The following is a 20444-nucleotide window of genomic DNA, read 5'->3' on the forward strand; positions in this document are numbered from 1 at the left end:
GATTCTGCCAGCACATTCCCCTCGCGGCGACCATGGGGGCGACCACGGCGACGACCTGTCTCGCCACGGCAACGCCCGCCCCCGCCGCATGCGCGGCGCGTATGGCTGCATCGCACAACGGTCATGGCAGGCCCGCCCTACTGGCGCCACACTGGAATCGGTCACGGAACCCAGTGGCCGAACACGCGCACCGGAGCCCCTCATGTACACGATCCTCGTCGATCGATCCTGCCTCGCCCTCCAGCTCCGCCCGGGCGATATCGTGCGTTGCCGACAGGGCGCCCTGTGGCTGACGGCGGAGACGCGCGAGCGCTGCAATGACGACGTCGTGCTCGCGCAAGGCGACTGCTATCGGGTCACGGCGCGCGGCAGCTACTTCATCAGCGCGCCAGGCGGGGAACCCGCGCTCTGTGCGATCGACGCCTCGTTGCGGATCCAGTCGGCGACCCGGCGCACATCCTCGCGCGGGTGGTCGCTCGCATGGATCAGCCAATAGGCATTGGGACTCGGCACCCTGTCCGCGAGACCGGGCACGCGCACGAGTTGTCCTCCTTCGATCAGCGGCTGGATCAGCTGCAGCCGCCCGAGCGCGACACCCTGCCCCGCCAACGCCGCGTGGATGGTCTGGTCATAGAGGTTGAACCGCAGGATGCCTCGCTTGCTGGCCTGACGGTAGCCGCGCTGGTTGAGCCAGCTGCGCCACTGCAGCCATGGCCGCGGATCGTCGAAGTCGAGCAGCGGATAACGCGCGAGCGCATCGATATCGGACACCGCCTCCACGCCCAGCGATGGATGCGCGACCGGCGCGATCGTTTCCCCGAACAGCCGCAGCGCCCCCTCCGGCGCCACCGCCGCGCGGCAGTAGCGGATCGCGAGGTCTATGCCGTCGGCGCGCAGCTCGCTGATCTGATTGCTGGCGGAGAGCCGCACATCGAGATGGGGATACCGGCGCTGCAACGTGTTGAGCCGCGGCAGCAGCCACAGGCCGGACACGCCGATACTTGCCGTGATCGTGACCGGCTGGTGCGCTTCGCCGCGACGGATCTCGGCGGCCACGTCCTGCAACTGCTGCATGGCGGCATCGGCCGTCCGAAACAGCCGCTCGCCTTCGGGCGTGAACGCCACGCCGCGATGCTGCCGGACAAACAGTTGCACACCCAGCTGGTCCTCGAGCGCCCGAATCTGCCGGCTGACCGCGGACTGCGTGAGGCATAGATCGTCCGCGGCCTGCGTGACGCTCATGCGCCGGCCCACGGCCACGAAACCCTTGAGCAGATCCAGCGGAAACAGTCTCGCCAGCGCCACAGACATGCGTTTGCCTCATGCGTGAAAGCAGAATGGCGCCATTACAGCACGAGTCGGCCCGGCATGCGAGCCACCACACCGGACTTCGAGGCCATCTTGCCATGCGCGCCGGGAATGCCAAACGGCCTCAGATATCGTTTGCGCCCGGCCGCGCGATCGGCTGAAATCAGGGCATCTCAACGCCGAGCGCGCGGATACGCCATGACAAACTCTTCGCAACGCTGGTGGCAAACGACCTGGGGCCTCGTGCTCGCGGGCGGCCTGATCATGGGCATCGCGCTCGGGGTCCGTCACGTGCAGGGCATGTTCCTTCTGCCGATCATCATGGATCGCGGCTGGACACGCGAGAGCTTTGGGCTCGCGATGGCGGTGCAGAACCTGACGTGGGGCCTCGCCCAACCGGTCACGGGCATGCTCGCCGACCGCTTCGGCTCGTGGAAAGTCATGGTCGGCGGTTTGCTGCTGTACGGCATCGGGCTGATCGCGATGACGCACGCGACGACAGTACAGATGTTTATCTGGACCGGCGGCATCTGCATCGGCATCGCGCAATCGGGCACGACGTTCGGCGTGGTCTACGGCGCCCTGAGCCGCATGGTGCCGCCCGCGCGGCGCAGCTGGGCGCTCGGCGTCGCCGGCGCCATTGGGGGAATTGGCCAGTTCCTGCTGGTGCCCACGGCCCAGGCCATGCTGTCGGGAATGGGATGGCGCAGCGCACTGCTCTGGTTCGGTATCGTCGCGCTGGTGTTGCTCCCCATGGGGCTGCCCTTTCAGGACCGAAAGCCGGTGATGGCGGAAGAGGATGCCGCACAGCCGCGCCTCTTGCCCGCACTGCGCGAGGCGTTCGCCCACCGGGGCTTCTGGCTGCTCAATCTCGGCTTCCTTGCCTGCGGATTCCAGCTGGCCTTCATCGCCAGCCATCTGCCGGCGTATCTCATCGACAAGGGGCTGCAGCCGCGGGACGGCATGGCCGCGCTCGCGATCATCGCGTTGTCGAACGTCGCCGGCATCTACGTCTTCGGGCTGCTCGGCGCGCGCTACACACGCAAGTACCTGCTGGCCATGATCTACCTGCTGCGCACCGCGACGATGGCCCTGTTCGTGCTGCTGCCGCTGACGTCGCCAGGCCTTTACCTCTTCGCCGCCGCCATGGGCTTCATGTGGCTCGGCACCGTACCGCTGACCAACGGCATCGTGTCGCAGATCTTTGGCGTGCGGTACCTCGCCACGCTGTTCGGCTTCGTGTTCTTCGGGCATCAGCTCGGCTCGTTCCTCGGCGTGTGGCTGGGCGGCGCCGTGTTCGAGGCCACGCATTCCTACGACCTCGTGTGGCTATGCGCGATGGCGCTGGGCGTGGTGGCCGCGGCCCTGCACTGGCCGATCGACGACCGGGAGCTCGTCCGCGCCGCGCCGGGGCTCGCCATGCGCTGACAACGATCCCTTGACTTCCATATGTCCATGTCACAGAATATGTTCGAACATAAACAGAACATATTGCGAGGCAGACATGGATGGCAAGGTAGTTGTGGTGACGGGCGCCTGCGGCGGCATCGGCCGCGGGATCGCACTGGCGCTGGCCCAGGCTGGCGCGAAGGTCGTCGTCAATGACGTCGGGGTATCCCTGACCGGAGAAGGCGGCGACACCACTATCACCGATCGCCTCGTCGAGGAGATCCGCGCGGCGGGCGGCACCGCCGTCGCCAATACCGACAGCGTCACGACCTGGCAGGGCGCGGCGAACATCGTGGCCAGCGCGCTCGATCACTTTGGCCGTATCGACGGCGTCATCAACAACGCCGGCAATCTGCGCGACCGCTTCTTCCACAACATGAACGAGGAAGAATGGCGCGCCGTCATCGACGTGCATCTGCACGGCACCTTCTTCGTCAGCCGCGCGGCCGCCCCGCACTTCAAGGCCCAGAACGCCGGCGCCTACGTGCACATGACGTCCACCTCCGGACTCATCGGCAATTTCGGGCAGGCGAACTATTCGGCGGCCAAGCTCGGCATCGCGGCGCTGTCGAAGTCCATCGCACTGGACATGCAGAAGTTCAACGTGCGCTCGAACTGCATCGCGCCGTTCGCATGGAGCCGCATGACCGACTCCATCCCGGCCAGCACGCCCGAGGAAGCCGCGCGCGTGGAAAAGCTCAAGAAAATGGAAGCGCACAAGATCGCGCCCATGGCCGTGTATCTGGTCAGCGATGCGGCCAGCGCAGTGAGCGGTCAGATCTTCGGCGTGCGCGCCAACGAAATCCTGCTGTTCAGCCAGCCGCGACCCGTTCGCTCCGTCCATTGCAGCGACGGCTGGACGCCCGAACGCATCGCTGAAGTCGCGATCCCCGCCATGCAGACCAGCTTTCACGACCTTGAGCGCTCGCCGGACGTCGTGTGCTGGGACCCGATCTGATTCGCACCGAGGTTATCCATGCCAACACCCGCACCTCAGGACGGCGCGCAGCCGCTGGGTCCTGAACAAACCTATTTCCGATACCTGCAAGCCGGCGAATGGCGCGTGCCAAAGTGCCGCACCTGCGGCACCTTCGTGTTCTTCCCGCGCGTGAACTGCCTCGCCTGCGGTAACGATGCGTTCGACTGGGTCGCACCGGCCGGCCACGGCACCATCTACTCGACGACGGTGATGCGGCGTCCCGCCGAAGCGGGCGGGGATCGCAACCTGTGCCTCGTAGACCTCGATGAAGGCTTTCGCATGATGAGCCGTGTCGAGGGCGTCGATGCGGCCGTCCCGAAAATCGGCGACCGTGTCCGCGCGACCGTCCGCCAGGAGGGCGATGCCCACCTCGTGGTCTTCGAACGCACGGAGGCCACGGCATGAGCGATAACAAGTTGCGAGGCGCCACCGCCATCGTCGGCGTTGGACAGGCGGGCATGGGCACCGCCCACGGCTTCACGGAAATGGAAATCCTCGCCCAGGCCGCCGCCCGCGCGGTAGCGGACGCGGGCATGACCATGGCCGATATCGACGGCCTGTGCACATGCAGCGCATCGGCCACGATGTGGGGCATGCCCGTGGCGGAATACCTTGGCATCCGCCCGACGTTCCTCGACAGCACGATGCTCGGCGGCTCGAGCTTCGTCGCCCACCTGCTGCCCGCGATGCATGCGCTGGCCTCCGGCGAATGCAATGCAGTGCTGGTCTGCTACGGCAGCACGCAACGCACGGGCGCCGTCGATCGCGCCGCAGTGACGAAGATGCGGCAGGTGCTCGATCCCCAACCCTATGAGACACCATATCAGCCCATGCAGCCGATCAGTGCCTATGCGCTGGCGGCGGCGCGTCATATGGCGATGTACGGCACCACGCGCGAGCAACTCGCCGAAGTCGCCGTGGCGGCGCGCGCGTGGGCGCGGCTCAATCCGGAGGCGTTTTCGCGCGATCCGCTGACGATCGACGATGTGCTGTCGTCGCGCATGATCTGCGACCCGCTGACGATACGCGACTGCTGCCTGCTGACCGACGGCGCGGGCGCCTTCGTGCTCGTGCGCGCGGATCGCGCGAAAGACACGCCGCATGCGCCCGCCTATGTGCTCGGCAACGCGTCCGCGATCTGGCATCGGCAGATTTCCTCGATGCACGACCTGACCGTGACCGCCGCGCGGGAGTCCGGCGCACGCGCGTATCGCATGGCAGGCGTCGGCAAGGACGATATCGACCTGCTGTGCCTCTACGACGCGTTCACGATCAACACGATCCTGTTCCTCGAGGACCTGGGCTTCTGTCCGAAGGGCGAAGGCGGCAACTTCGTGAGCGGCGGCAATATCGCGCCGGGCGGCTCGCTGCCGGTCAACACCAACGGCGGCGGTCTCTCGTTCGGCCATCCGGGCATGTACGGCGTGTTCCTGATCATCGAGGCGGTGCGCCAATTGCGCGGCGAGGCCGGCGAACGGCAGCAGCGCGCGGAGATCGCGCTCGTGCATGGCAATGGCGCCACGCTGTCCAGCCAGTCCACCGCGATTCTCGGTACAGCGGCCGCGTTGTAGGCAAGTCGACATCACAGGTAACGACATGATCAACAAGATTGCACCCACACTGCGCGACGCGGTAGCGGGCATCCACGACGGCGCAACCATCATGGTGACGGGTTTCGGCGATGCGGGCCTGCCCGTCGAACTGCTGCACGCGCTGATCGACCAGGGCGCGAAGGACCTCACCGTCATCAGCAACAATGCCGGCACCGGAACCACGGGCCTCGCCGCGCTGCTGGCGGCGGGGCGCGTACGGAAGATGATCTGTACCTATCCCAAGTCCTCGGGCGGCGACGTGTTCCGCGCGCTGTACAAGGAGAAGAAGATCGCGCTCGAACTCGTGCCGCAGGGCACGCTAATCGAGCGTATGCGCGCCGCCGGGGCCGGACTCGGTCCGTTCTACACGCCCACGGGCTACGGCACACCGATCGCCGAAGGCAAACCCCAGACCGTCTACAACGGCCGCGGCTTCGTGCTCGAGGAACCGTTGCATGCGGACTTCGCGCTGGTGAAAGGCCATCACGCCGATCGCTGGGGCAACCTCACGTATCGCCTGGCGGCGCGCGGCTTCGGACCGGTCATGTGCACGGCGGCGAAATGCGCGATCGTGCAGGTCGATGAGATCGTGCCGCTTGGCACGCTGCCGCCCGAGCAGATCGTGACGCCGGGCATCTTCGTCAGCCGCGTCGTGCGAAAGGACAGCCAGCAATGAGCGCAATCATCGAACCGAGCAGGAAACTGAGCCGCGACGCGGTCGCGCAACGCGTGGCGGACGACATCGCGCCGGGCAGCTACGTGAACATCGGGCTCGGCATGCCCACGTTGGTGGCCCGGTATCTCGACCCGAAGAAGGAGATCGTGCTTCATAGCGAGAACGGCATCCTTGGCATCGGCGACCTCACACCCGGCGACGAAGGCGATGAGGATCTGATCAACGCGAGCAAGGCGCGCGTGCAGCTGATCCTCGGGTCATCCATCTGCGACCAGTCGCTCTCGTTCGCGATGATGCGCGGCGGTCATCTCGACGCCACGATCCTCGGCGCCTTTCAGGTGGCAAGCAATGGCGACATCGCCAGCTGGGCCACCGACGACACCGAGGGAGTGCCCGGCATCGGCGGCGCGATGGACCTCGTCGCGGGCGCGCGCAAGGTCATCGTCGTGATGGAACACACCACGCGCGAAGGCAAGCCTCGCCTGCTCGAGCGCTGCACGTTTCCGCTGACAGGCAAGGGGTCGGTCGATGTCGTCTACACCGACCTCGCCGTGATCGCGGTCGACCCCGACAAGGGCTTCGTCGTGCAGGCGATGGTGGAGGGGATGACCCCGGAAGCCTTGCAGGCCGTGACCGAAGCCCGGCTGACGTTCGCCGACACGCTAATCAGACTCTGATCCCCCGCAGAGGGGAAGCGGAAGCATATCCAGTTAGCCATACAGACGCAGATGGAGCGAGACAAATGAACCACAGGATCAGACAGTTTATCGGCGGCGTGCTGTTCTCTGCCGCCACGGCCGCCAGCGCGGCCACCTTTCCCGATCGGCCGATCGAGCTCGTCATTCCGTACCCGCCGGGCGGCACCGCGGACGTCGTTGCGCGGCCGCTGTCGGCCGGATTGCAAAAGGCGCTCGGCGTACCGGTGGTGGTGCAGTACAAGGCCGGCGCCAGCGGATCGATCGCCACGCAGTACGTCGCGCGCGCGAATCCCGACGGCTACACGCTGGTGATGGTGCTGGCCGCGCACGCGATCAATCCGAGCCTGTATCCGAATCTGCCGTATGACTCGGTCAAGGATTTCGCACCGGTGTCGATGGTCGCGAAGCTGCCGCTCGTGCTCTACACGAATCCGAAGTTCGGACCGAAGACCGTGCAGGAATTTCTCAGCTATGCCAAGGCGCATCCGGGACAGGTATCGGTAGGCTCCGCCGGAAATGGCAACACGAGCCATCTTGCGCTGGAACTGTTCTCGACGATGGCCGGCGTGAAGTTGCTGCACGTGCCGTACAAGGGCGGCGGCCCGTCGATCGCCGCGGCGATGGGCGGCGAGGTGAACGCAGTGTTCGCGGGTCCTGACAGCCTGAACCAGGCGCAGGCCGGCCGGCTCCGCGTGATCGGCGTGACCAGCACGCAGCGGCTGTCTCTGACGCCCGAGACGCCGACCATTCAGGAAGCCGGTCTCAAGGGCTACGAAGTCGAGGGCTGGTATGGATTGCTGGCCCCCGCGGGCACGCCGGCACCGGTCATCAACACGCTGAACAAGGCGGTGGCGCAAGTCCTCGCCGACCCGCAGTTCCGCAAGACCGTGGGCGACCTCGGCTATGTGCCGACGGGGTCCACGCCGAGCGGATTCATGGACTACGTCAAACAGGAAATGACGCGGTGGTCGAAGGTCGTGAAGGACGCCAACATCAAGCTTGAATGACGCGACCACGGTTATATAATCCGCAGGCCATCCACCCAGGCCTGCAAACGGCCGTGACGAAGTCATGAAGCCGCGTTACCTCGAGCTGACGGGGCAGTTGCTGGAAGAGATCGCTTCCGGTGCCTACCCTGTCGGCACCAGCCTTCCTGGCGAACTCGATCTTGCAGACAAATACGGTGTCAGCCGCGGCACGGTCCGCGCCGCGCTGGATCAGATTCAGACGCTCGGCCTGATCTCGCGCCGCAAGCGCGTGGGCACGCGAGTGGAATCGTTGACGCCGCGCCCGCCCGAATACGCGCCCAGCATCTCGACCATCGACGAGCTCATGCAGTACAGCGCGAACACCGAGCGCGCGATTCACAGCGTGCGGCATCTCGTGGTCGATATCGAGATGGCGCAGTACCTCGGCTGCGAGCCGGGCACGCGCTGGATGGAGATCCAGGCCGGACGCTTCGACGCGGCGCGTCCCGATCGCGCTGTGACCTGGTACTACGTATACGTGCGTAGCGCGGATGGCGAGAAGATCCGGCGCAAGCTGCGCCGAAGCCAGCAGCTGATCTGCGACCTCGTGTGCGAGGTCAACAATGGATACGTGCAGGAGATTCGGCAAACCGTGCGCGCGGTCGGCGTTCCCGAATCGCTCGCCGAGCGCCTCGCCGCGGAACCGGGCGCGCATGCCCTGCAATTCGTGCGGCAGTACTACGACCAGACGGGCGCGTTGATCGAAGTCTCGGTGAGCCTGCAGCCGGCGGACCGGTTCGCGTACACGACGGTGCTTCACCGCCGGCCACAGGGCTAGTCACAGAACGGGTTGGTCGGCGACCGTGCCGCTCAGCGAAGCGCGGAGAACGCGGTCGGCGTGAGGAAGTGGTTCTCGACGCGTTCGACGATCGGCCTTTCGGCTTCGGTGGCCCCACGCGCGGCAATCCATTCCTTGTCGGCCTGGAAAGCGTTCCACTTTTCCTCGCGCTCGGCCAGGCTCTCCCATTGCAGCATGTACGTCAGCGCATGGTTGCTGGGGCCGGCCAGCGTCGTCCAGAAGCCGATCTGCCTGATGCCGTATTTCTCGAAGAAGCCCAGCGTGATGTTGTTGAACCGGTCCAGCAGCGCCGGCAGGCGCGTGGGGGCGCAATGGTAGATCCGCATCTCGACGATCATTCGCGTGTTCTCCGTTGAATTCGCATGGTGGTGTCGTCCCCGTTCGGGGGCTGGCGGCGTCCCATGAGCGGGATCGGCGCCAAGATGGCATTATCGCGATTACTGCAGAAAAATCGACGGGAGATTGCCACATGAGCGAAACCGCTGTGCTGATCACCGGCGCCTCCAAGGGCATCGGCCTCGCGATCGCGCGCCAGATGGCGGCGCAGGGACATCAGGTCATCGGACTGGCGCGCCATGTGGAAGGCGTGGCGTTTCCGGGCAGGCTGCTGGCGTGCGACCTGGCGGACGTCGGCCAGACGCAGGAGGTGCTCGCCTGTCTGTCCGATACGTACGAAGTCGACCGCATCGTCAACAACGTCGGCATCGCGAGTCCGCAGCCGCTGGGCGGTATCGAACTCGGGACCCTGCAGCAGGTCTTCGACCTCAACGTGCGCGCGGCCGTCCAGGTCACGCAGTTCTTCGTGGAGTCGCTCAAGCAGCGGCGTGCCGGTCGCATCGTCAATGTGGTGAGCCGCGCGATCCACGGCGGCTATGACCGTACGGCCTATTCCGCCGCCAAGAATGCACTGGTCGGGTGCACACTGAGCTGGGCGCTCGAACTGGCGGGCCATGGCATCACGTCCAATGCCGTGGCACCGGGACCGATCGAGACCGAACTGTTCCGCAAGTCGCGGCCGGTGGGCAGCGAGGGTGAGCGCAAGGTACTGGCATCGATCCCGATGGGCCGGCTTGGCACGACGGACGAGGTGGCCGCCGCGGTGTGCTTCCTCTTGTCCGATGCGGCGGGTTTCATCACCGGGCAGGTACTCGGCGTAGACGGCGGCGGCAGCATCGGCGGCCGCTGATCCGGCCATTGAAGTCGTCTTCGGCCGGGCGTCAGTGGCGCAGGCTGGCCTCGATCTCCGCGAACAACCGCTCGGCCCAGTTTCGGATCCGGCTGTCCCAGCTCACCGTGGTCAGGGAATACGCAAGAATGCGGTAGACGTCGTTGCGCTGGATTTTCGACGCCTGGCGCGGATCGAGCCACGCCGGATTGCGGGCGAGCAGCGCCAGCGTTTCCAGCCCGATAAAGATCGGCCACAGACTCGCAAGCCGCAGGCGCAGCGCGCCGCGCGGAATCGCGAGCGTATAGGCCAGCGCCTCGCGGTAGTGATCGAGCGTCCGGCGCAACAGCGCGTCGAGCACCGGCCGCGCGCGTTGCGATGCGTCGGGGCCGAGCAGGTCCTGCGGCGTCAAGCCGATCGGCGTGAGGAGTTCCAGCGGCAGATAGCACCGTCCGATGCGCAGGTCCTTGCCGCAGTCGCGCAGCACATTGGTCATCTGCAGTGCCTTGCCGAACCGCACGCCCCGGGCGAGCATGACCTCGGGCAGCTCGCGCAACGTGCCCGGCAGATGGGCATAGGTCATCGTGGTCCAGAACTCGCCGACGCAACCGGCCACGAGGTAGGTATAACGGTCCAGCGCTTCGGCCTCGCGCAGGGCCACGATCTCCCCGGCGTTTTCGTCGGGGAACGTCCGCAGGTCGAACTCCATGCCGCTCGTCAGCGTCGTCAGGATCTCCCGCACCGCCTGGCGGTCCGGGCTGCCGAGTTGCTGGAGGACGTCGAGCGCGGGGCCGAGCGATTCGAGCAGCGTGCGTTCGTCCGACTGGATCTGCTGGGTGCCGACTTCCGCCGCCAACTGGCGCAGCAGGCTGTCCCGGGTCGATGCGTCCCCGGACACGCCCAGAATCTCGTCCCGGAATGCCATCAGCAGCGCCAGACGGCGCGTGGGCGAGACGAGGGAAGTGTCGGCGATGGTGTCCGCCGCGCGCGCCAGCAGGTACGCCAGCCCGATGGGGTCGCGCATGCCTGCCGGCAGGATGCGCATGGTCAGGTAGAAGGAGCGCGAAACGCCCTTCAGCAGAGGGCCGAGCAGGAACGCCCGGGTGTTGTCGGACATGGAAACCGCGTGGATAACAGAAAGTGATCCGCGATTGTATATGGCAACCGCGCCCCGGCCTGAAACCTCCAGGCCGGGAACTCCACGCTACGGTGCGCGCGTTCCGACGCGGCTCAGGTGGCGGAGCGGTCGGGCGATTGCGCCGATTGCGCCGATTGCGCCGATTTCGCGACGATCTCGCGGATCGCCTGCTCGAAGGCCTCGGGCGGCTGGCCGCCCGTCACCAGGTAGCGGTCGTTGAAGATGATCGACGGCACCGACTGGATGCCCATGCGCTGGTAGTGGGACTCTTCCTCGCGCACATCCTCCGCATAGGCGCCGGAGTCCAGCACGGCGCGCGCTTGCGCGCGATCGAGACCGGCAGCCTCTACCGCGTCGAGCAGCACGTCGTGGTTCGACGTGTCGCGGTTGTCGCCGAAGTAAGTTCGCAGCAGCGCCATCTTCAGCGCGAGCTGCGCGCCCGCGGGACCTTCCTCGCGTGCCCATTGCAGCAGGCGGTGCGCGTCGAAGGTGTTGTAGATATGCGTGCGCGCGCCGAACGTGAAACCGACGCCGGCGCCGCGCTCCCGGATCATCGCCTGCGACTCGAGCACCTGCGCTTCGGTGCGGCCGTATTTGCGGCCGATATGCTCGACGATCGGCTCGCCTTCGGGAGGCATTTGCGGATTCAGCTCGAACGGATGCAGCACGATCTCGGCGGAGACCTCGTCACCGAGCCGTTCGAGCGCGCGCTGCAGCGACGAGATGCCGACCGCGCACCACGGGCAGGCCACATCGGAAACGACGTCGATCTTCAGGGATTGGGACATGATGGGTAACCTGTAAAACTGCGACTTGCTGCCCATCTTAGCGGCTTTCCAATAACCCTGCCGGGCGGCGGTCTTCAGCGTGCCGCCGCCTCCGCGAGCTGTTGCAGGCGGCGCTCGCCCTGGCGTTCCAGCATCCATCCCGGATATTCGGCCGGCATGGTGCTGACCTTGTCGAGGAGCTCGAGCTCGGCCGGACCGAGTCGCACGTTCGTCGCAGCGATGTTGTCCTCGAGCTGGTCCATGCGGCGCGCCCCGATGATCACCGACGTGACGACCTTCTGGTGCAGCAGCCATGCCAGCGCGATCTGCGCGACCGACACCCGGCGCGCATCCGCGATGCCGCGCATCGCATCGATGACGTTGTAGGCACGTTCGACATTGACGGGCGGAAAGTCGAACGTCGCCCGACGGCTGCCCGCCTGCGCGTCGCGGTCGCGCCCGTACTTGCCGCTGAGCAGGCCGCCGGCGAGCGGACTCCATACCATCAGGCCCAGCCCTTCCGACTGGAGCATGGGCGCGATCTCGCGCTCGAGGTCACGCCCCGCGACCGTGTAGTACGCCTGAAGCGAGGCAAAACGCGGCAGGCCGCCGCGCTCCGCGATGCCGATCGCCTTCATGATCTGCCAAGCCGCCCAGTTGGACACGCCGACGTAGCGCACATGGCCCTGACGCACGAGCAGGTCCAGCGCATGGAGCGTCTCCTCGATCGGCGTGGCTGGGTCGAAGCCGTGCAGCTGGTACAGGTCGATGTGGTCGAGCTGCAACCGCTTCAGGCTTGCCTTGGCGGCGTCGAGCAGGTGGTGCCGCGACAGGCCGCGCGAGTTGATGCCGCGCGTGCCGGACTCGCCGAATCCCTTCGTGGCGACGATCACGTTCTCCCGCGGCACGTTGAGGTTGCGCAACGCCTGCCCGAGGATGACCTCCGAGCGGCCGTCGGAGTACACGTTGGCGGTGTCGATGAAGTTGATGCCCGCTTCGATGGCGCTTGCCACGATCTGGTCCGCCTCCGCCTGCTGCACGGTGCCGATCTGGCTCCACAGCGCGCCGTCGCCGCCAAAGGTCATGGTGCCGAGGCAGAGTTCCGAGACGAACAGGCCCGTATTGCCGAGAGTGTTGTAACGCATGGTGCCGACTCCTTTCCTGCAAGGTTGCCCGGCCGTGAGGCCGGTGGCGAATTATGCGAACGGGAGGCGGGTCAGGAGGTGCCGGATCCTATTGTCTTTTTGCACGATTCTCCAGACCTGCGGCTGGAGGATTGGGCAGTAATCGATTCCGGTATAAGCTGCATGCAGGCAATCTGTTCATCCCTGCCGCTTCCGTGACACGTCTCGCCGCGCCTTGCCAACGCCCCGCTTGAGCCCCGCCATCGCAACGCTATGTCTTCGACCGCCCAGCTGCCGCCGCCAACTCTGGACCCAACCGTCACGCCGCCCACACGCGCGTCCGCGCGGACCACGCCGCCGTGCATGGAGGATCTGGCACGGGCGGAACTCGTGGCCCTGCTCACGCGCCTGACCGAAGACAGGGAAGGATCGTTCGACACCGCCGTGCCGGGGCTGTCGATCCATCGCGTGTGCAATCCCGGCACGCCCAGGCACGTGCTCCAGCAATCGGCATTCGCGGTGATCGCGCAGGGGTCCAAGCGGCTGCTGATCGGGGACGAGGTCTACGAATACGACCCCATGCATTACCTCGTGTCTTCGGTCGACCTGCCGGTGGTCGCCAAGGTGTCGACCTTCAGCGCGACGCAGCCTTATCTGGGCATGCGGCTGGCGATCGATCCGGAGGAACTTGGCACGCTGATCGGCGACGGGCACCTGCCGCCGATCGGGCCGATGATGACGGCCGATGCGCCGCGTGGGATGTATGTGCAGCGGCTCGACGCGACGCTGCTGGACGTCGTGCTGCGACTGCTGCGGCTGCTGGAAACGCCACGCGATATCCCGGTGCTGGCGCCCCTCGTGCGCCGCGAGTTGCTGTATCGGCTGCTGATGAATGGGCAGGGCTCGCTGCTGCGGCAGAGCGCGCTCAAGGACAGCCAGATGCACCGGGTGGCGCGGGCGATCCGGTTGTTGCGGGAGCGGTATGCGCAGCCGTTACGCGTGGAGTCTCTGGCGCGCGACTTGCACATGAGCGCGTCCTCGTTGCACTTCCACTTCAAGGAGGTGACCGCGATGTCGCCGCTGCAATATCAGAAGCAGCTCCGCCTGCAGGAGGCCCGGCGCATGATGCTGGCGGGGGACGTCACGGTCGCCATGGCGGCGCATGCGGTGGGGTACGAGAGCACGTCCCAGTTCAGCCGGGAGTACAGCCGCCTGTTTGGGGCGCCGCCATTGCGGGACAAGAAGCGGTGGATCGAAGAAGGGATGGTGTAGGAAGCGAATCGACTTCCACGACACAGCTAGCCGCCGTAGCGCGCGGCGAGTATGAGCACGCTGTCGATGCGCGTGTCGGCGCAGGCGACGGCGACTTCGAACTCGGAGGCGGCGAGCCGCGTCAGCACGTTGCCGGGCGGCATCTCTACCGCCAGCCGCATCCCCGTCTCGCGGGCCAGTTGCATCGTGTCATGCCAGCGCACGGGCATCGCCATGTTCGCCGCCAGATCCTCGACGATGCGCGCGGGATCGCGCAGCTGTCGCGCGGCGCTGGCGCTGAAATAGCGCAGCTTCGGCCGCGCGGGCGCCACGTCCGCGAACGCGCGCGCGAGGGCCGCCGCCTGTGGCGCGAGCAGCGCGCAATGCGACGGCACCGCGATCGCCACCGGCCTGGCGGCCTGCGCGCCGGCCGCCATCGCGAGCTCGCCTACGCGCGCCATGGCACCCGCCTCTCCGGCGATCACGAACTGTGCGGGGGCATTGAGGTTGGCCAGATACACCGGCGTCTGCTCCCCATGGACCATGGCAACGATGCGCTCCAGCGCGGACTGATCGAGCCCGAGGATCGCGGTCATGCCGTAGCCATGCGGATAGGCGTCCTCCATGAGCTTGCCGCGCAGCGCCACCAGCCGGACCGCTTCCTCGTAGCGCAGCACACCCGCGATCACGGCCGCAGGAAACGCGCCGATCGACAGCCCGGCGACGGCATCGACGCCAGCCCCGCCATCGATCAGCACGCGTGCCGTCGCCACCCCCGCGGCGAGCAGGCACAGCTGTACCGAGACCGTCGACGCCAGCGCCTGGGCGGTGTCGAGCATGCGGATATCGCGGCCCAGCACCTCGCTGGCCGCATCCAGCGTCTTTGCGACGACGGGGTGGTCTGGCAATGCGTGCAGCATGCCCGCGCGTTGCGCGCCCTGCCCCGGAAATGTCAGCAGCGTGCTCATGGGTGCCCGGCCCCGAGCGGGCCGGCCTGAGACTGACGATAAACCTGACCCTGATCCTGATCCTGATCCTGGGGCGCGTGCCACGGATCCTCGCACAGGACCGGCCCGCGATCGGTCTTGAGCAGCACGCGTCCACCGGTACGCAGGCGCTCCGCGAGCGCAAATCCCCCGTAGGGCGTGCCGACCTGAATGTCCACCCGCACGCCGCCCGCCGACAGCGCGAGTTCGGCGAACCACTGCATGTCATCCGCCGTCAGCGGCACAGGACAGTCGATCAGCAAATCGATATCGCTGGCGGCATGCAGCACGTCGATCCCGGAGGCCAGGCTGAACCCGACCGCGCCGGTCAATCCCCAATGCCAGCCCCCCTTGGCCGCACCCGCTTCAAGCCGCCGCGACAGGTCCACCAGCGCCGCCAGTGCCGGTATCGCATCGCGCCCCGGATGCGCGCGCCAGCGGGCTAGCCGCGCGACCTCGCCCGGCGTCACCACGCGCGCGCATTCGTCCGGCCGCAGCCAGGCCCCATGCCGCGCCGCGCGCGTCAATCCACGCAGCCCGACGGGAATGCGCCCCGCATCGTCCCGATCGCGCCGCACGACGACTGGCGCGCGTGCGAGCCACGCCGCGTTGGCCCACGCCGGCAACGGGCCCTCATGGCGCCGGTCACCCGCCGCGGACACGCCCGCGCCGTCGATCCGCGCCAGCCCGCGTTCCGCCACGAACGCGTGCGGATCGCGCAGCCAGATCAGGTCATGCGGCCGCGGCGCGTCCATCGCTCAATCGCGCCACTGCGCGGCCAGGCATTCGCGCACGCGCGAGGACGCCTGACGGTTCTCGCCGCCGAGCCGGCTGCGCAGATCGCGACGCGGGTCAGCCGCAATGTCGGCCAACGCCGCGTCGAGCGTGCCGCGCACGGCAGCCAGGTCCTCCGCGGTCGGCGCCTCGGCCTGCGCGACAGGAATCGTCTTCCACAGCAGCCCCAGCGACGCATAGTTGTCGATGTCGTAGGCCATCGGTGGCACGGTGGCCGCAAATGCCTCGAGCGCTTCCACGGACCGCATCGTGATGCGCGCGGCGGCCTCCTTGCCCATCGCATGCACCTGCACGCCGCCATCGGCCAGCGCAAGCAGGCGATTCGCCTGATAACCATGCGCGAGGAACGCGCCCGACATCGCCTTGCCGACCAGCAGCGCCACCACCGGGTGGCCGTTCAACCGCGCGGTCGCATAGGCGTCCGCCGCGCTGGCCAACGATTGATGGATGCCGAACGCTTCCTCTCGCCGGCCATACGCCTGACTCGGCGTATCGACGACCGCGATGATCGGCCGCTTGACCGCTGCATCGCGATCGGCCGTCACCACTTCCTGCACGGCGCGCGCGAGCGACCAGCCCTCCAGCAACCCGACTTCGCCACGGCGCGCACGCGGGAACGCGCTGTCCGCGTCCGGCACCACGGCAATGAAGCGTGCCGGCGCGCCGCCGATCTGCGTGTCGGCCACCTGCACCGATCGCGGAAAGCCCGGCACGCGCGGCGCATTCGACGTCAGGGCCGCGAGCCACGCTTCGCCGCGCCGGCTACCTGCTGCATCGTTGCTCATGATTGACCTCCTTGCCCATACAGCTTGCGGACTGTCTTCGGTTCGGGTTGCGACGTTGGATCGTAATCCGACAGCCGATGCAGATAGTCCTCCTGACGGCGGCTCCGCACGTCCTCGCCCACCGGCTCGGCGACGAGCGCCGCCACCGCTTCTCGCACTGTCGCCGAATCGTCGTCCACGTAGACATCGGCGAGCCCCGTGGCCAGCCGCTGCTCGCCTCCGGTGAAACTCCAGATGAACGGCCGGTCGCGCGAATCGTATTCGGCGATGCCCGCTTCCTGTTCGATCACGGCGGGGCCGTTCAACCCCAGCCGTCCCTCGCGCGTCATCACGAGCTTGCTGCAGAGACCCGCGGCAATCGACATGCCGCCGAAGCAGCCTACCGTGCCCGCGATGACACCGATCACCGGTTGATAGCGGCGCAGATCGACGATCGCGGCATGGATCTCCGCGATAGCGGCCAGCCCGAGATTCGCTTCCTGCAACCGCACGCCGCCGGTCTCGAACAGAATGACCGCTCGCGTGGGGATGCCCTGACGGTTGTCTTCGGCCGCGAGCTCCAGCGCGCCGGCGAGCTTGGCGCCGCCGACTTCGCCGAGGCTGCCCCCCTGGAACGCCCCTTCGATCGCGAGCACCACCGCCGGCTGACCGCCGATCGTACCCTTTGCCACGATCACGCCGTCATCGCCCTGCGGCACCACGCCCTGGCGCTCGAGCCATGGCGATACGAGCCCATCGAACGGACCCGCAAGCTCGCGGAACGTGCCGGCATCCAGCAGCGCCCGCGCACGGGCACGCGCACCGAGCTCGACGAAGCTCTCGCGCGATAGCAATGTGGCATGCGTCATGACGCCTCCTTGCCATCGGCGCTCAATGCTTCAAAGGCTTCGGCGAGCCGCATGCCGACCACACCCGGCGTCGCGCCGAAGTCGTGGATACGGATGCGCATCGCCGCACGCGGCTCGGCGCGGAATACGCGCGACAGCTGCGCGTCCCACACCTTGCCGTAGCCATCGACCGACGTCGTGACGTCGATCGCCGTCTTGCCGGACTCGCCCGGCTCGACCAGCACCTCGAGGTCGCCGGAGCCGACCACGCCCACGAGAATGCGGCGCGTGGCCGGTTCGCCAGCGGGGTATTCGAACTGGAGTCGTTCCATCATCAATCTCCATGAAGATCTTCGTACCGTGCGCCGTCCTCAAGCGGCAGACGGTCCAGAAATAAGGTGGCGGCCAGCAGATCGGCGGCACCGCCCGGCGAGGCCCGCCGTGCAAGCATGCCCGCCTCCAGCCCATGCAGCTGCCTGCGGCCGCATAGCGTGCCGATGCCGCCGGCATCGAGCACCGCGGCCGCGCCGGCCTGCATATGCGCGAGCCCCTCGGTGCCCGCACGCGCGAGCACGCAGGTATCGTCGAGCGTGGCCATGATCGCCAGCAGTGCATTGACGCGCGCGCTCGGTTCCGCGTCCCCGCGCGCGCGGCTCGCGTGCAGCATCGGCAGGCCATGGCGTATCACGTGCGGGAAGCCCGCCTCTGCCTGCCCGCGCGCACCGTTCACGCCGTACGCCCGGCAGGCGAGTTCGCCTTTGTTGCCCGTATGCTCGGGACGAAAGCGGTCGGCGTGGCGGGCAATGGCGGCTGCGGTATCGGCCACACTCGCCGCCATACTCGCGGCTACCCTCGCTGCCGCCGGTCGAACATGGGTGGTGTCATCCCGGGTGGCGCCATCGCCGGTGCGGTCATCGCTGGCGCTGGCGTCGCGCATCGGCACGAGCGCCGCACCGGCGACCAGCAGCCCGAGGCACCAGATCGCGCCACGATGGGTGTTGATGCCGCCCGTGGCCGCCATCATGGCCGCCTCCGCGTCGCGGCCGAGGGCGCCAAGCCGCTCGCGCAGCGTCTGGCCGGGAGCGCCGGCCTCCAGCGCGGCGGCTGCCATGGCCGTGAAAGCGGGACGCAGGCTGTACGCGGACGTGCGCATCAATGCCAGCGTGAGGTCGGTGTGCGCACCGCTGCCGCGTGCATCGACAAGTCCCGGTTTCGGCGCGAGCTCCGCTTCATCGAGGAGCGCGTCGACAGCGAGGTTGGCAAGCATCGCGGCACGCAGCGGCGCCGTTTGCCGCGCGGCGCGCCATTGAGGCATCGGCGTCGCCATCACCAGCTCCTGAAGCGCGCGGGCGGCTCATACAGTCCGCCCGACCACTCGACGAGATCGGCCATGCTCTTCGCCGCAAGCAGCGAGCGCGTGGCTTCGCCACGATGCACGCCGAGGTCCTCCGGCAGCGCGATCAGGCCATCGCTGCGCATTTGACGCGTCGAGGCGGGATCATGTCGCAGGCCGATCGGCGTAACCCCCGCCACGGCCGCGATCATCCGGCGGCGTTCCTCGAGCGACCGCGCCTTGTACAGATACGCGATACCTTCTTCGGTCAGTACGTGGGTCACGTCATCGCCATAGATCATCACCGGCGCAAGCGGCATGCCGCTGTCCCTGGCCACCTGCACCGCATCCATCGATTCGACGAACGTCGGCTTGCCGCCAGCCTGGAAGGTCTCCACCATCTGCACCACGAGCTTGCGGCCGCGCGCGAGCGGGTCGTCGGTCTCGATCAGGTCGAGCCACGCGGGCGTGGCATGACGCCGGCCGCCGGGGTTATGGCCCATGTTCGGCGCGCCGCCGAATCCGGAGAGCCGTCCGCGGGTCACCGTCGAGGAATGACCGTCACCGTCGATCTGCAGCGTCGAACCGATGAACAGGTCCACCGCATACTGGCCCGCGAGCTGGCAGATCGCGCGATTGGAGCGCATCGAACCATCCGCGCCCGTGAAGAACACATCGGGCCGCGCGGCCACGTAGTTCTCCATGCCGAGTTCGCTGCCGAAGCTGTGCACGCTCTCGACCCAGCCGCTTTCGATCGCGGGGATGAGCGTCGGATGAGGATTGAGCGTCCAGTATTTGCAGATCTTGCCCTTGAGCCCGAGCTTCTCGCCATACGTCGGCAGGATCAGTTCGATGGCCGCGGTGTTGAAGCCGATACCATGGTTCAGCGACTGCACGTTGTGACGCTCGTAGATGCCGCGGATGGCCATCATCGCCATGAGCACGTGGACGGGCTTGATCAGGCGCGGATCGCGCGTGAACAGCGGCTCGCAGAAAAACGGCTTGTCCGCCTGCACCACGTAGTCGATCCAGGAGCCCGGGATATCGACGCGCGGCATGTCGGCGGGGTCATCGACGATCTCGTTGACCTGCGCGATGACGATGCCATCGCGGAACGCGGCCGCCTCGACCAGCGCCGGCGTGTCCTCGGTGCTGGCGCCCGTATAGAGATTACCCTGGCGATCCGCCTTGTAGCCGGCGATCAGGACCACCTGCGGCGTCAGGTCGACATACAGCCGCGAATAGAGCTCGATATAGGTGTGGATCGCGCCGACCTCCAGCTGGCCATCGGCGAGGAACTGGGAGATCCGCAGGCTCTGGGCGCCCGCGTACGCAAAGTCCAGCTTGCGCGCGATGCCGCGCTCGAACAGGTCGAGGTGCTCGACGCGGCTCACGCTGGGAATGATCATGTGGAGGTCGTGGATCTTGCCCGGATCCACTTCCGCCAGCGAGCGCGACAGGAAGTCGGCCTGTTTCTGGTTATTGCCCTCGAGCACCACGCGGTCGCCCGGGGCCGTCACGGCCTCGAGAAACGGCACGATGTCGTCCGTAGGCACCACCTTGCCGTCGGCAAAGCGGGCGCCCAGCGCCTGGCGGCGGCGTTTCTCCGCGCGGCGGGTGTCCCATTGTCTGTTTGCGGTGAGCGTTGGCATCGCGACTCCATACACTGCATGTGCTGTCGATGCTTACCAAGATACGCACGCGCCGCGGAGCGAACAATGACGCACTGCGACGAATCGTTACG

The 20444-nt window shown here is 67.2% G+C and carries 22 protein-coding genes and 1 pseudogene; 11 read left to right on the forward strand and 12 right to left on the reverse strand.

What is annotated here, in order from left to right:
* Nucleotides 1-202: 202 nt before the first annotated feature.
* Nucleotides 203-331 (forward strand): annotated as a pseudogene (locus tag KHP16_RS28710) (DUF2917 domain-containing protein); the annotation flags it as partial.
* A 41-nt stretch (nt 332-372) separates the two neighbouring features.
* Here KHP16_RS28710 and KHP16_RS19055 read toward each other — a convergent pair.
* Complete coding sequence (locus KHP16_RS19055) at nt 373-1311, reverse strand: LysR substrate-binding domain-containing protein (RefSeq protein WP_211960906.1); 939 nt, start codon at nt 1309-1311, stop codon at nt 373-375.
* Between the two features lie 195 nt (nt 1312-1506).
* On the opposite strand from KHP16_RS19055, the gene KHP16_RS19060 reads away from it, so the two are divergent.
* From KHP16_RS19060 to KHP16_RS19095, 8 genes are all read left to right on the forward strand, one after another.
* Nucleotides 1507-2736: an MFS transporter gene (locus KHP16_RS19060; RefSeq protein WP_109585424.1), complete on the forward strand. Its 1230-nt coding sequence runs from the start codon at nt 1507-1509 to the stop codon at nt 2734-2736.
* Nucleotides 2737-2812: 76 nt separating this feature from the next.
* The gene (locus KHP16_RS19065) at nt 2813-3715 is read left to right on the forward strand and encodes an SDR family NAD(P)-dependent oxidoreductase (protein WP_211960907.1); all 903 of its coding nucleotides are present in this window, start codon (nt 2813-2815) and stop codon (nt 3713-3715) included.
* 18 nt (nt 3716-3733) lie between these two features.
* Nucleotides 3734-4141, forward strand: coding sequence for a Zn-ribbon domain-containing OB-fold protein (locus KHP16_RS19070; protein WP_115955748.1), 408 nt, complete (start codon nt 3734-3736; stop codon nt 4139-4141).
* Nucleotides 4138-5307: an acetyl-CoA acetyltransferase gene (locus KHP16_RS19075; RefSeq protein WP_109585421.1), complete on the forward strand. Its 1170-nt coding sequence runs from the start codon at nt 4138-4140 to the stop codon at nt 5305-5307. The genes KHP16_RS19070 and KHP16_RS19075 overlap by 4 nt, the downstream gene beginning before the upstream one ends.
* Before the next feature lie 25 nt (nt 5308-5332).
* Nucleotides 5333-6004: a 3-oxoacid CoA-transferase subunit A gene (locus KHP16_RS19080; protein WP_121493033.1), complete on the forward strand. Its 672-nt coding sequence runs from the start codon at nt 5333-5335 to the stop codon at nt 6002-6004.
* Entirely contained in the window at nt 6001-6681 is a 681-nt protein-coding gene (locus KHP16_RS19085; RefSeq protein ID WP_115955750.1) for a 3-oxoacid CoA-transferase subunit B, read from the forward strand. Before KHP16_RS19080 ends, KHP16_RS19085 begins: the two co-directional genes overlap by 4 nt.
* A gap of 65 nt (nt 6682-6746) precedes the next feature.
* A complete protein-coding gene (locus tag KHP16_RS19090; protein ID WP_109585418.1) occupies nt 6747-7709 on the forward strand; it encodes a tripartite tricarboxylate transporter substrate binding protein in 963 nt (320 codons plus the stop codon).
* Between the two features lie 64 nt (nt 7710-7773).
* Nucleotides 7774-8508 carry a GntR family transcriptional regulator gene (locus tag KHP16_RS19095; protein WP_109585417.1) on the forward strand — a complete coding sequence of 245 codons (735 nt, stop codon included), beginning with the start codon at nt 7774-7776 and terminating at the stop codon, nt 8506-8508.
* Nucleotides 8509-8540: 32 nt separating this feature from the next.
* Here the strand turns inward: KHP16_RS19095 and KHP16_RS19100 are convergent, their stop codons facing one another.
* Entirely contained in the window at nt 8541-8867 is a 327-nt protein-coding gene (locus KHP16_RS19100) for an NIPSNAP family protein (protein ID WP_109585416.1), read from the reverse strand.
* A gap of 131 nt (nt 8868-8998) precedes the next feature.
* Here KHP16_RS19100 and KHP16_RS19105 point away from each other — a divergent pair, with 131 nt between their 5' ends.
* Complete coding sequence (locus KHP16_RS19105) at nt 8999-9715, forward strand: SDR family oxidoreductase (protein ID WP_109585415.1); 717 nt, start codon at nt 8999-9001, stop codon at nt 9713-9715.
* A 31-nt stretch (nt 9716-9746) separates the two neighbouring features.
* Here KHP16_RS19105 and KHP16_RS19110 read toward each other — a convergent pair whose 3' ends face one another.
* The 3 genes from KHP16_RS19110 to KHP16_RS19120 form a co-directional block, all read right to left on the reverse strand.
* Nucleotides 9747-10811 carry a phytoene/squalene synthase family protein gene (locus KHP16_RS19110; protein ID WP_109585414.1) on the reverse strand — a complete coding sequence of 355 codons (1065 nt, stop codon included), beginning with the start codon at nt 10809-10811 and terminating at the stop codon, nt 9747-9749.
* A 113-nt stretch (nt 10812-10924) separates the two neighbouring features.
* Nucleotides 10925-11620, reverse strand: coding sequence for a DsbA family oxidoreductase (locus KHP16_RS19115; protein ID WP_211960908.1), 696 nt, complete (start codon nt 11618-11620; stop codon nt 10925-10927).
* Between the two features lie 74 nt (nt 11621-11694).
* The gene (locus tag KHP16_RS19120; RefSeq protein ID WP_211960909.1) at nt 11695-12744 is read right to left on the reverse strand and encodes an aldo/keto reductase; all 1050 of its coding nucleotides are present in this window, start codon (nt 12742-12744) and stop codon (nt 11695-11697) included.
* Nucleotides 12745-12996: 252 nt separating this feature from the next.
* Between KHP16_RS19120 and KHP16_RS19125 the strand changes: the two genes are divergently transcribed.
* A complete protein-coding gene (locus KHP16_RS19125; protein WP_211960910.1) occupies nt 12997-13995 on the forward strand; it encodes an AraC family transcriptional regulator in 999 nt (332 codons plus the stop codon).
* A gap of 26 nt (nt 13996-14021) precedes the next feature.
* Here the strand turns inward: KHP16_RS19125 and mdcH are convergent, their stop codons facing one another.
* The 7 genes from mdcH to mdcA are packed head-to-tail and all read right to left on the reverse strand — an operon-like array spanning nt 14022 to nt 20352.
* Nucleotides 14022-14942 (reverse strand): malonate decarboxylase subunit epsilon, encoded by a 921-nt coding sequence (mdcH, locus tag KHP16_RS19130; protein WP_109585411.1) that lies wholly within the window; start codon nt 14940-14942, stop codon nt 14022-14024.
* On the reverse strand, nt 14939-15715 hold the full coding sequence (locus KHP16_RS19135) for a malonate decarboxylase holo-ACP synthase (RefSeq protein WP_211960911.1): 777 nt from the start codon (nt 15713-15715) through the stop codon (nt 14939-14941). The genes mdcH and KHP16_RS19135 overlap by 4 nt, the downstream gene beginning before the upstream one ends.
* A 3-nt stretch (nt 15716-15718) precedes the next feature.
* Nucleotides 15719-16540 (reverse strand): biotin-independent malonate decarboxylase subunit gamma, encoded by an 822-nt coding sequence (mdcE, locus tag KHP16_RS28565; protein ID WP_109585409.1) that lies wholly within the window; start codon nt 16538-16540, stop codon nt 15719-15721.
* Nucleotides 16537-17388 carry a biotin-independent malonate decarboxylase subunit beta gene (locus tag KHP16_RS28570; protein ID WP_109585408.1) on the reverse strand — a complete coding sequence of 284 codons (852 nt, stop codon included), beginning with the start codon at nt 17386-17388 and terminating at the stop codon, nt 16537-16539. The genes mdcE and KHP16_RS28570 overlap by 4 nt, the downstream gene beginning before the upstream one ends.
* Entirely contained in the window at nt 17385-17699 is a 315-nt protein-coding gene (locus KHP16_RS19150; RefSeq protein WP_109585407.1) for a malonate decarboxylase subunit delta, read from the reverse strand. Before KHP16_RS19150 ends, KHP16_RS28570 begins: the two co-directional genes overlap by 4 nt.
* 2 nt (nt 17700-17701) lie before the next feature.
* Entirely contained in the window at nt 17702-18694 is a 993-nt protein-coding gene (locus KHP16_RS19155; RefSeq protein ID WP_211960912.1) for a triphosphoribosyl-dephospho-CoA synthase, read from the reverse strand.
* On the reverse strand, nt 18694-20352 hold the full coding sequence (gene mdcA, locus KHP16_RS19160) for a malonate decarboxylase subunit alpha (protein ID WP_179594513.1): 1659 nt from the start codon (nt 20350-20352) through the stop codon (nt 18694-18696). Before mdcA ends, KHP16_RS19155 begins: the two co-directional genes overlap by 1 nt.
* Nucleotides 20353-20444 lie beyond the last annotated feature (92 nt).

Origin of the sequence: Cupriavidus plantarum, assembly GCF_905397285.1 — a bacterium.
Taxonomy (GTDB): Bacteria; Pseudomonadota; Gammaproteobacteria; order Burkholderiales; family Burkholderiaceae; genus Cupriavidus; species Cupriavidus plantarum.